Annotated in this window: 10 protein-coding genes; 4 read left to right on the forward strand and 6 right to left on the reverse strand. The window is 66.3% G+C overall.

All coding sequences use genetic code 11. The features are described 5' to 3' along the window. Positions 1-185: 185 nt before the first annotated feature. From metG to rnfB, 3 genes are all read left to right on the forward strand, one after another. The gene (metG, locus tag ACVOLO_RS10860; protein ID WP_481570285.1) at positions 186-2267 is read left to right on the forward strand and encodes a methionine--tRNA ligase; all 2082 of its coding nucleotides are present in this window, start codon (positions 186-188) and stop codon (positions 2265-2267) included. Between the two features lie 183 nt (positions 2268-2450). Then, positions 2451-3041 (forward strand): HAD family hydrolase, encoded by a 591-nt coding sequence (locus tag ACVOLO_RS10865; RefSeq protein WP_481570287.1) that lies wholly within the window; start codon positions 2451-2453, stop codon positions 3039-3041. A 52-nt stretch (positions 3042-3093) separates the two neighbouring features. Continuing rightward, positions 3094-3555 carry an Rnf electron transport complex subunit RnfB gene (gene rnfB / locus ACVOLO_RS10870; RefSeq protein ID WP_481570288.1) on the forward strand — a complete coding sequence of 154 codons (462 nt, stop codon included), beginning with the start codon at positions 3094-3096 and terminating at the stop codon, positions 3553-3555. A gap of 84 nt (positions 3556-3639) precedes the next feature. On the opposite strand, the gene ACVOLO_RS10875 is transcribed toward rnfB, so the two are convergent. From ACVOLO_RS10875 to ACVOLO_RS10885, 3 genes are all read right to left on the reverse strand, one after another. Further along, positions 3640-4131: a hypothetical protein gene (locus ACVOLO_RS10875; RefSeq protein WP_481570289.1), complete on the reverse strand. Its 492-nt coding sequence runs from the start codon at positions 4129-4131 to the stop codon at positions 3640-3642. An 85-nt stretch (positions 4132-4216) separates the two neighbouring features. Continuing rightward, the gene (locus ACVOLO_RS10880; protein ID WP_481570290.1) at positions 4217-4564 is read right to left on the reverse strand and encodes a RidA family protein; all 348 of its coding nucleotides are present in this window, start codon (positions 4562-4564) and stop codon (positions 4217-4219) included. Next, complete coding sequence (locus ACVOLO_RS10885; RefSeq protein ID WP_481570302.1) at positions 4561-5229, reverse strand: DUF998 domain-containing protein; 669 nt, start codon at positions 5227-5229, stop codon at positions 4561-4563. The genes ACVOLO_RS10880 and ACVOLO_RS10885 overlap by 4 nt, the downstream gene beginning before the upstream one ends. Before the next feature lie 189 nt (positions 5230-5418). On the opposite strand from ACVOLO_RS10885, the gene mprF reads away from it, so the two are divergent. Then, positions 5419-7968: a bifunctional lysylphosphatidylglycerol flippase/synthetase MprF gene (gene mprF / locus ACVOLO_RS10890; protein WP_481570291.1), complete on the forward strand. Its 2550-nt coding sequence runs from the start codon at positions 5419-5421 to the stop codon at positions 7966-7968. 148 nt (positions 7969-8116) lie between these two features. Here the strand turns inward: mprF and ACVOLO_RS10895 are convergent, their stop codons facing one another. The 3 genes from ACVOLO_RS10895 to ACVOLO_RS10905 form a co-directional block, all read right to left on the reverse strand. Then, positions 8117-9451, reverse strand: coding sequence for a virulence factor family protein (locus tag ACVOLO_RS10895; protein WP_481570293.1), 1335 nt, complete (start codon positions 9449-9451; stop codon positions 8117-8119). A gap of 71 nt (positions 9452-9522) precedes the next feature. Then, complete coding sequence (locus ACVOLO_RS10900) at positions 9523-9705, reverse strand: oxidoreductase-like domain-containing protein (protein ID WP_481570294.1); 183 nt, start codon at positions 9703-9705, stop codon at positions 9523-9525. A 63-nt stretch (positions 9706-9768) separates the two neighbouring features. After that, positions 9769-10374 (reverse strand): HD domain-containing protein, encoded by a 606-nt coding sequence (locus tag ACVOLO_RS10905; protein WP_481570296.1) that lies wholly within the window; start codon positions 10372-10374, stop codon positions 9769-9771. Positions 10375-10529: the final 155 nt, after the last annotated feature.

Below are 10529 nucleotides of genomic sequence, written 5' to 3' on the forward strand. Positions count from 1 at the left end.
ATCCGCCCCTTCGGGGCACCTTCCCCCAAGAAGGGGGCTGCAGTCCCGCATGCGGGAGAAGCGAGGATCTCCAGCTTTACTACTTGACCTGCAAGCTCCAGCCAATGTCCCAGCCCCGGCACTCCCGGGGCTGCTTGTTTTCCGCCGTGCGATAATCCCGCGTTCCCTCGCTGCAAATGATGGCCATGACCCGCAACGCCCTAGTCACCAATGCCCTGCCCTACGCCAACGGCCCGCTGCACCTCGGCCATCTGGTGGGTTACATCCAGGCCGACATCTGGGTGCGCGCGCGGCGAATGATGGGCGAAAAGGTCTGGTACGTCTGCGCCGACGACACCCACGGCACGCCGATCATGCTGGCTGCCGAGAAGGCCGGGGTGACCCCGGAAGCCTTCATCGCCAACATCCAGGCCGGCCACGAACGCGACTTTGCCGCGTTCGGCGTGGATTTTGACCATTACGACTCGACCAACTCGGCCACCAACCGCGAGCTGACCGAGTCCCTGTACAACAAGCTCGACGCCGCCGGCCACATCAGCCGCCGCTCGATCGCGCAGTTCTACGACCCGGCCAAGGGCATGTTCCTGCCGGACCGCTACATCAAGGGCACCTGCCCCAAGTGCAAGTCGCCCGACCAGTACGGCGACAACTGCGAGGTCTGCGGCGCCACCTACGGCCCGACCGACCTGATCGACCCCAAATCGGTCGTCTCCGGCGCGACCCCGGAAATGCGCGATTCGGAGCACTACTTCTTCGAGGTCGGCCGCTTCCAGGACTTCCTGCGCCAGTGGCTGGCCGGCGACGTCGCCGTGCCCGGTGTGAAGGCCAAGCTGGCCGAGTGGCTGGATGCCGAAGGCGGCCTGCGCGCTTGGGACATCTCGCGTGATGCGCCCTACTTCGGCTTCGAGATCCCCGGCGCGCCCGGCAAGTATTTCTACGTATGGCTGGACGCGCCGATCGGCTACCTGTCCAGCTTCAAGAACCTGTGCGCCAGGACCGGCGACGATTTCCAGGCCGTACTGGCCGCCGACAGCAGCACCGAGCTGCACCATTTCATCGGCAAGGACATCGTCAATTTCCACGGCCTGTTCTGGCCGTCGGTGCTGCATGGCACCGGCCTGCGCGCGCCGACCCGGCTGCATGTCAACGGCTACCTGACCGTGGACGGCGCCAAGATGAGCAAGTCGCGCGGCACCTTCGTCATGGCCCGCACCTACCTGGATGCCGGGCTGGCGCCGGAAGCACTGCGTTACTACTTCGCGGCCAAGTCCTCCGGCGGCGTCGACGACCTGGACCTGAACCTGAGCGACTTCACCGCGCGCGTGAACGCCGACTTGGTGGGCAAGTTCGTCAACCTGGCCAGCCGTTGCGCCGGCTTCATCGCCAAGCGCTTCGACGGCAAGCTGGCCGACACGCTGCCGGACCCCGCCCAGTACGACCGCTTTGTCGCTGCACTGGCCCCGGTCCGCGAGGCCTACGAGCGCAACGATCCGGCCGCCGCCATCCGCCTGACCATGGCCCTGGCCGACGAAGCCAACAAGTACATCGATGACACCAAGCCGTGGGTGATTGCCAAGCAGGATGGCGCCGATGCCGAACTGCAGGCGGTCTGCACCCAGGGCCTGAACCTGTTCCGCGTGCTGGTGGCCGCGCTCAAGCCGGTATTGCCGGCCACCGCGCAGCAGGCCGAGGGCTTCCTCAACGCCCCGGTGCAGGGCTGGAACGACATCGCCCAGCCGCTCACCGCACACACCATCGCCGCCTATGTGGCGCTGTTCACCCGTATTGACCCGAAGATGATTGACGCAATGACCGACGCCTCCAAGGACACCCTGACTGCCACACCTGCCGCCGCCGAAGCCAAGCCGGCCAAGGCCGAGAAGCCCGCCAAGGTCGAAGTGAAGACCGAAGCCAAGGCCGAAGGTGAGGCTTCCGCGTATATCGGCATTGATGATTTCGCCAAGCTCGACCTGCGCATCGGCAAGGTGATCGAATGCGGTTTCGTCGAAGGCTCGGACAAGCTGCTGCGCTTCCTGCTGGATGCCGGCGACCTCGGCCAGCGCCAGATCTTCTCCGGCATCCGTGGCAGCTATGCCGAGCCGGACACCCTGGTCGGCCGCAACGTGGTGTTCATCGCCAACCTGGCCCCGCGCAAGATGCGCTTCGGTCTGAGCGAAGGCATGATCCTGTCGGCCGGTTTCGACGGCGGCGCACTGGCCCTGCTGGATGCCGACGCGGGCGCATTGCCGGGGATGCCGGTGCGCTGAAGAAGCAGGGATTGGGGAGTCGGGATTGGAGATTGGCTGGAGCCCTGGCTACCGACCTCACAATTGCCTTCCCATTTCGCTTGAGGCAGGGAACAGAAGATCCGGACGCGGGATGCGACCGGAGCCATGAAGTCCGCGTTTGCTGTTGCCAATCCCCAATCCCCAATCGCAAATCCCCGCCCCATGCACCTGGCCCTCTTCGACTTCGACCACACCATCACCGTCTGTGACACCTACAGCCGGTTTCTGCGTCGTGTGGCCACGCCGGAGCAGCGCGCGCAGGGGTGGTGGCGGGTTGGCCCATGGGTGTTGGCGTATCGGCTGAAGTTGATCTCGGCCGAGCGTGTGCGTCGCCGTGTCACCGCCCAGGTCTTCACCGGCCGCCATGCCGGTGAGATCACCCAACTGGCCCGCGACTATGCGCGCCAGCACCTGCCCGGCATGGTGCGGCCGGAGATGCTGGAGCAGATCCAGTGGCACAAGGCGCAAGGTCACACGGTCGCAGTGGTGTCGGCGTCCATCGACCTGTACCTGCAGCACTGGTGCGAACAGATGGGCCTGCAGATGATCTGCAACCGCCTCGAAGTGCAGGACAACCGCTTTACCGGGCGTTATGCCGGCGGCGATTGCGGGCCCCGCAAGGTGGCGCATATCCGTCAGCGCTTCGACCTGGGCACGTACCAGCGCATCCACGCCTACGGCGACAGCGGCGAAGACAAACCCATGCTGGCGCTGGCACACGAGCGCTGGTACCGCGGCAAATGCCTGACCTGAGCTCCCCTCCGGAAAACGGGGTTGGGGTGAGGGCCAACAGCAGGACTCTCCAATGACAACCGAACCCTCAACCGCCGCCGCACGCCACCTCGCTCCGCAGGGAGAAGGCATTGCCGTGCTGATCGAACGCCTGGACCGCCTGCTGCCGCAGACCCAGTGCGGGCAATGTGGCTTTGATGGCTGCCGTCCGTATGCCGAGGCGATGGCGCGTAGCGAAGCCGGCGTGGATCACTGCCCGCCCGGCGGCGATGCCGGCGCACGCGCGTTGGCGCATGTATTGAACGTGGCAGCGCTGCCGTTCGACCGCAGCCGTGGCGAACACAAGCCGCCTCAAGTGGCGGTCATCGTTGAAGCCGACTGCATTGGCTGCACCAAGTGCATCCAGGCCTGCCCGGTGGATGCCATCGTCGGCGGCGCCAAGTACATGCACACCGTGCTGGCCGACCTGTGCACCGGCTGCGAGTTGTGTATCCCGCCGTGCCCGGTGGATTGCATCGAGCTCCAGCCGCTTTAACCCGCAGGAGCGGCCTCGGCCGCGAAGGCACCGATCACCCCCATTACAGCCCCCCCGGGCAACGCTCGCACCGGCTTCGCGCTGCTACGGCAACGGTGGCACGGTGTACTGCCGCCCATGCTGGCGACAATCGGCGATCAACGCTTCGGCATCGGCACGCACATAGGCCCGCGTTCCCAGTGGAAAGCGGTCGTCCTCAACCAGATCGGTCTGCAGGTCGGTCACGGGCGAAAATGACGCGGTGATGGCCTGTTCTTCATCCGAGGTAGCCAGCGCATCGCCGCCCCACCAACGGATCAGCCATTGCGCGTTGTCCCAGATCAGCGCGGTTTCCAGCAGGCCGCTTCCCAGGCGATAGCCCACCGCGCAGAACGTATTGGGGACGCTGCGATCCCCATGGCGCCGCACCATGTTGCGCAGCTCGGCCTCGATCAGCGTGAACTGCGGATGATCTGTCGGCTCGATGCGCTCCAGCGGCACCCGCGCGTAAATCATCCGCGTCAGCGGCGCATCCAGAGCCGCTGCTGCATTGCCCGGCAACGCCGCGCATACAACCCACAACAGGCAACGCTTCATTCCCTTTCCCTGTCACCCGCAAAGTGGCATCACTGCCGGGTTTGCCCCGGGCGCCGCAGCATCCGGGGCGGCTCACAGTTGCCGCTTACGGCACCGCAGCGGTGATCACGATCTCGATCTTCCACGCCGGGTTGGCCAGCTTGGCCTGCACGGTGGCGCGTGCCGGGGTGGCATCCTTCGGAACCCACTTGTCCCAGGCCTCGTTCATGCCGGGGAAGTCGGCGATATCAGCGAGGAAAATCTCCGCGCGCAGGATGTGGGTCTTGTCGGTGGGCGCCAGACGCAGCAAGTCGTCGATGGCCTGCAACACCTGCTCGGTCTGGCCGACGATATCGGCACTGGTGTCTTCCGGAACCTGCCCGGCCAGGTAGGCCACGCCGTGGTGGATGGTCATTTCCGACATGCGCGGGCCGGTATCGAAGCGTTCGATCATGGGGGCGTTTCCCTCGGTTGGATGTGCTTGCCATTGTGACCCGAACCGGAAGTTTCGGCTGGATCTTTCTGCAGCTTTCGCCATGCGGCAATCGCCACCATCAGCAGCCAGCCCACCACCAGCGCGATCACCAGCTTCTGGCCAAGCCCGCGCGGGCTCGCACGCCACAGCACATGCAGCCACAGGCCGGCGAAGGTCAGCCACGCCCACCACCAGCTCCAGCGATGGAGCCAGGACCAACGCCGATCCCGACCGAAGCACCAGGCCTGCAGCAGCATTGCCACCGTCACGCACAGGAACGCAGTCTGCGCCGACAGACCGTGCACCAGCGGTGCCAACAGCGGGGCCCGCTCCGGCAACCAGCTGTCGCCAATGGCCACGCCCGCAAGCCCCAGTGCGGCCACCGTGAACAGCGCCGGTGGCAGCGCGCGCCGTGCCGATCCGCGCGCCTGCGCATGCAGTGCCCAGGCAAGCGCGGCAATGGCCAGCGCCAGCACGCAGTACGCCACCCGCAACAGCAAGCCGTGCGGTCCGTGCAGGTACAGGCTCAGGGTCGCCCTGGCCCATTCCAGGTCAGTACGTGCGAACTGCAGCCAGGTGGCGCAGGCCGCGAACAGCAGCAAGGCCAGCATCACCAGCAACAGGCAGGCCTGTTGCCGTCGCAGCAAGGTATCTGGCGGGATGGGCATGCGTGTTCTGCACCGGGCCGGGGAAGCGACAAGTCTAGAGCTCCGCGCAGGCAGCGGTGGCTGAAGCGGCGGACAATGCACATGCACCGGCTTTGCGCCGCCATCACGCCGTGGCGATAGTCTTGTCTGCCCGCGCCACTCCGGCGCTTCCCTGCCCCGCAGCACATGAGTGCATCCCCCGTTGCATCGGACCACAAGCGCGCGGGTTGGCAGCGGCTGGCGGCCATCGCAATCACGCTGGTGATCATGGGCCTGGCCCTGCACGCGCTGGCCGGAGAGTTCGACGACCAGGGCTATCACCAGATCCGCACCGCGCTGAAAGGGCTGTCATGGGCGCAGGTGACCATGGCGACGCTGCTGGGTATGGCCAGCTACGCCTGCCTGATTGGTTTCGACGCCATTGGCCTGCGCCGCGCGCAACGGCGCCTGCCCGCCAGCCGCATCGGCATCACCGCGTTCCTGGCCCATGCCGCAGGGCAGACACTGGGATTTGCCGCACTGACCGGCGGCGCCATCCGTCTGCGCAGCTACGGCCGCGCGGGGCTCAGCCTGGCCGAGATTGGCCAGGTGGTACTGATGTCCACCCTGGGTTTCATCTTCGGCGCATGGCTGCTGTTGGGCCTGGCCCTGTGGCTGGAACCCGATGCCGCCGCGCGTGCCCTGCCGGTCAGCATTCCGGCCGTGCGTGCGCTGGGCATCGGCCTGTTGTTGCTGTTCGTGGTGATGCTGGCGGCGGTCGGCACGCACGGCCGCAGTATCGGTTGGCGCACGCACCGCATCTGGATTCCCAACCGGCGCACGGTGCTGGAAATCACCGCATTGAGCGTGGTCGAACTGGGCCTGGCTTCGGCCGCGTTCCATGTACTGCTGCCGGCGCAGGCGGAAGTGGGCTTCATTGGGTTTGTCGGGCTGTATCTGGTGGCCGTGGTCGCCGGTTTGATCTCCACCGTGCCGGCCGGCCTGGGCGTCTTCGAGTGGAGCCTGCTCAAGCTGCTGCCACAGGTTGCGCCGGCGGCCATCCTTGCCGCAGCGGTAGCCTACCGCGTCACCTATTACCTGCTGCCGTTGCTGCTGTCAGCACTGCTCGCTGCGGTGGCCAGCGTGCGCCGCCCGCTGCGAAGTGGTGCAGGCGCTGCCTGGAGTGCATTGCGGCCGTGGCTGCCACAGATCATCGCGCTGGCGGTGTTCGCGGTGGGTGCGCTGCTGGTGATCGACGGCACCTTGCCGGTGCCACGGCACCGCATCCTGACCGCGCCGTTGCCGTTGATGGAAACCTCGCACCTGCTCGGCAGCCTCGGCGGCGTCGCCCTGTTGTTGATCGGCCAGGGCCTGCAGCGGCGCAGCCATGCGGCGTGGTTGATCGCGCTGGTGTTGTGCGTGGCCTTGCCGGTACCGGCATGGCTGCGTGGCGGCCACACCCTGGTTGCACTGACATTGCCCGTGGTCGCCATTGCCCTGTGGGCGGCGCGCCGCGAGTTCTACCGCGAAGGTGCGCTGCTCGATGAAGCCTGGTCCTGGCCGTGGCTGCGCAATGTCGCCTTGGTGCTGGTGGCTACGGTGTGGCTGCTGTTCTTTGTCTACAGCCACGTCGAATACCAGAACGAGCTGTGGTGGCAGTTCGCCACCTCCGGCAACGCACCGCGCGCCCTGCGAGCGCTGTTGCTGGTCAGTGTGGTGGTGATCGTGTTCGGGCTGGCGCGCCTGCTGCACAGCACCCGCAGCCCCTTGCCTGCGCCAAGCGGCGCAACACTGGAGCTGCTGCGCCCGGTGCTGGCGCAGGCACACGACACCCAGGCCTGTCTGTCGATGACCGGCGACAAGGCCATCCTGCGCAGCGAACACGGCGATGGCTTCGTGATGATGCAGCGCTATGGCGGTTCACTGGTGTCGATGGGCGATCCGGTCGGGCCGCCTGCAGTTGCCCGTGACCTGATCTGGAAATTCCGCGAGGAAGCCGACCGCCTCGGCCTGCGCCCGGTGTTCTACCAGACCAGCGAAACTTACTGGCAGACCTATCTCGACCTCGGCCTGACCCTGGTCAAACTGGGCGAGGAAGCGATGGTGCCGCTGCAGGACTTCAGCCTCACCGGCAGCACCCGCGCCGACCTGCGGCAGGCGTGGAATCGCGGCAAGCGCTCGGCCCTGAACTTCCGCCTGGTGGATGCGGCAGAGGTGCCGCCACTGTTGCCGCAATTGCGTGCCATCTCCGACAGTTGGCTGGAAGAAAAATCCGGCGAAGAGAAAGGGTTTTCGCTGGGCAGCTTCGACGACGCCTACCTGTGCCGCTTCCCGGTCGCGCTGGTCGAGTGCGAAGGCCGCATCGTCGCCTTTGCCAATGTCTGGCAGGCACCAGCCGGGCATGAGTTGTCGGTGGACCTGATGCGCCACCTGCCCGACGCGCCCAAGGGCACGATGGATTTCTTGTTCATCGAGCTGTTTCTGTGGGGCGCTGGCAATGGCTATACGCGCTTCTCGCTGGGCATGGCGCCGCTGACCGGACTGGCCGAACACCGCCTGGCCGGCCGCTGGAACCGCTTTGCCACGCTGCTTGCGCGCCACGGCGAGCGTTTCTACGGCTTCGGCGGACTGAGGCGCTTCAAGTCCAAGTTTTCCCCGGACTGGCGCCCGCGTTACCTCGCCGCTCCCGGCGGCATGCACCTGCCGGCCGCGCTGCTGGATGTCACCCGGCTGATTTCGCTGGATCCGCGCAGATAGCACGCGGATGTAGGAGCGGCTTCACCCGCGAAGAAGCGCGGTTGAAGCCGCTCCACGGCCTGACATCAAGCAATGTGCAATTGCCGTTGTTGCCGTTACTGCAGCACTCACCAGCTTCGCGGCTGAAGCCGCTCCTACGCGGGATTGCCTACGGCGTGGCGGTTTTCAACCGCTGCAGAATCGTCCGCGCCAAGGTGGCGTAGTCGCCCTGGAAATGATGGTCGCCGGGCAGCTTCACCACCTGCGCGCTGCCCGTTGGCAATTGCGGACACAGCGCGCCATCGTCGTCCTCGCCGTAGATGCACAACGTGCGTTGCGGCGACAGCTTCGCCACTTCGGGTGCGATCGGCAGGCCATCGTCACCGCCGCCGCCGATCCAGTTGCTGACGTGGAATTCATAGTCGGCGTTGCTGCCGGCCGACATCAGCGCAGCCATGCGCAGCATCGACGCTGTGCTCGGCGGCAGCTTGTTGATGGCCGCGGGCAATACATCGGCGCCCTGCGAGAAACCCACCAGCAGCAACTTCGGCCGCTGCCATTGGCGCGCGTAATGCTGCGCGATGCGATCCAGGTCCGCCGCAAACCCCGCCGGCGTGCGTTCGCTCCAGAAGTACCGCAGCGAATCCACGCCGACCACGGAAACACCGGCCTGCGCCAGCGCACCGGCAACCTCCTTGTCCAGCCCGGCCCAACCGCCATCACCGGACACGAAAATCGCAAACGTATCGCCCTGCCCGCTTGCCGGCACTTCCACCAGCGGCAGGCCGTCCAGCTCCTGCGGCACCGGCGGCAGGCTGATGCCCTGCTGCGCACCCAGCACGCGCGCGGCCGCGATTTCACCCGGCAATGCACTGCCGCTACGCGTGCGTTGGAACTGGCGCGCCAACGGCACCGCGCCCACGAAGGCATCCACCGTTGCAGCAGAACAGGCATGGCCGCCAGCGGCCGCCGCCAACCATGGAAAACGCAGCGGTTGCGGCAGCAGCGCGTGGCCATTGATGGCCGCGCCGCAGGTCATCTTGGCCGCACTCCATTGCGGGCAGAAGCCGTCGGTCAACAGGCCCGCGAACACCTGCGGTGCGGCCTGGCTGGCCACCACGTAGGCCAGCGCGGCACCTTCGCCATCACCGCCCAGAATCGGCAGGCGATAGGTCGGCACGCGGTAATAGGCCTGCACGTAGCGCGAAAGATTCTCCACGTCGCCGGCAGAAAACCCGCAGCTTCCTTTCTCCCTGGCCAGCACCTGCTGCAGATGCGCGGTGTCGATATCCACCACCAGCGCACCATCGTCGCGCAGCGCCTGCAGCCGTGCCTGACGCTGCGCCGGGTTGCCGTTGCCGGCAAACCACAACACAACGCGCTGCGGCGGCCCCTTGGGCAACTGCACGGGTACGTTCTCAAAACGGCCGTGACTGACCGTGTCAGCGGCCAGCGCCGGCTGCACGGCCAATGCCAGCATCATGCCCAGCAACGCACGCACCATGGGGGAGTCTCAGCAATCGGGAAGCTGAAGCCTACGCCTGCCGACGCAGAAGAAAAGTCAGGACGGCCAGGTCAGTCCTGCGCGTCGGGGTGGCGCAGCTTCCACGCCGCCAGCGCCTGCCGGTACTGGGCCAGCTCGTCCGAATACAGATCCAGCACGCACAGCGGGCAACCGCTGCCGCAACACTCGTTGGGGCCGGGCGCCTCGGGCGGCTGTGGGCGGGGATCAGGATCGACGGCAGGATTCGGGTTCATTGCAACGGCCAGGCAGGCCGGCTTGGCAGCTCGGTACGGCGCATTCTAGCCAATCACCGCTACTCAGCTTGTCACGCGCCGCAGATTGGCCCGCGCAGTCGCGTCATAGCGTTCATGGAAGTAGTCGCTGAAGAAGATGCGCGGCTGCGCCAGCACGCCTTTGAGGAAACGGCGCCGGTTGATGCGGAACAGGAAGCCCGGCACCTTGCCGCGATATTCCTCGGCAATGCCGCGGTCATAGGCATCAAACACCGCCGGCGGCGCACCGAGAATGGCCATGTCGCTGTCCAGGAACAGCGCCGCGTCGGCGTCCAACGCCTCCGCGTGCAGTTGCCCATGGCGGGCGGTGAGTTCGATCAGTTCGGCTACCCGTGCCGCGTCCACGCCAGCCTCCGGCAACCAACGCTCGATCGCGGCAACCGCCATCTGTGCCGAGCGGGTTTCATTATCACTGCGGCCGGCTTCGTAGATGGCGTCGTGGTACAGCACTGCCAGCACAACCTCACGCGGCTGCTTCCAGCCTGGGCCATCGGCCACTTCCTGGTAGTGGCGCAACAGCGCCTTTACATGCGCGAAGCTGTGATACGCGCGCGGCGGCTGGGCATAGGCCGCTTCAAGCGCAGCCAGCTGTGGTGCCGGCAAGGACAGCGGCAGCGGGAGGGTTTCCATGCACGCATCCTGCCTGACAGCGTGGACGCGGGTAAACGCCCAGCGTAGGAGTCAACTGTCTTGCACAGTCTCCATAGAGCCGACCCGCCAAGGCGCGTTGTCACGCTTCATCGCGTTGAGCCGGGTCAGGTATTTGCGCATGCAGGCGGTAACGG

It is taken from the genome of Stenotrophomonas sp. STEN056, from assembly GCF_056759635.1.

Coding starts and splice junctions, on each gene's coding strand:
- metG (WP_481570285.1), top strand. CDS start 186: ATGACCCGCAACGCCCTAGTCACCAATGCCCTGCCCTACGCCAACGGC.
- ACVOLO_RS10865 (WP_481570287.1), top strand. CDS start 2,451: ATGCACCTGGCCCTCTTCGACTTCGACCACACCATCACCGTCTGTGAC.
- rnfB (WP_481570288.1), top strand. CDS start 3,094: ATGACAACCGAACCCTCAACCGCCGCCGCACGCCACCTCGCTCCGCAG.
- ACVOLO_RS10875 (WP_481570289.1), bottom strand. CDS start 4,131: ATGAAGCGTTGCCTGTTGTGGGTTGTATGCGCGGCGTTGCCGGGCAAT.
- ACVOLO_RS10880 (WP_481570290.1), bottom strand. CDS start 4,564: ATGATCGAACGCTTCGATACCGGCCCGCGCATGTCGGAAATGACCATC.
- mprF (WP_481570291.1), top strand. CDS start 5,419: ATGAGTGCATCCCCCGTTGCATCGGACCACAAGCGCGCGGGTTGGCAG.
- ACVOLO_RS10895 (WP_481570293.1), bottom strand. CDS start 9,451: ATGGTGCGTGCGTTGCTGGGCATGATGCTGGCATTGGCCGTGCAGCCG.
- ACVOLO_RS10900 (WP_481570294.1), bottom strand. CDS start 9,705: ATGAACCCGAATCCTGCCGTCGATCCTGATCCCCGCCCACAGCCGCCC.
- ACVOLO_RS10905 (WP_481570296.1), bottom strand. CDS start 10,374: ATGGAAACCCTCCCGCTGCCGCTGTCCTTGCCGGCACCACAGCTGGCT.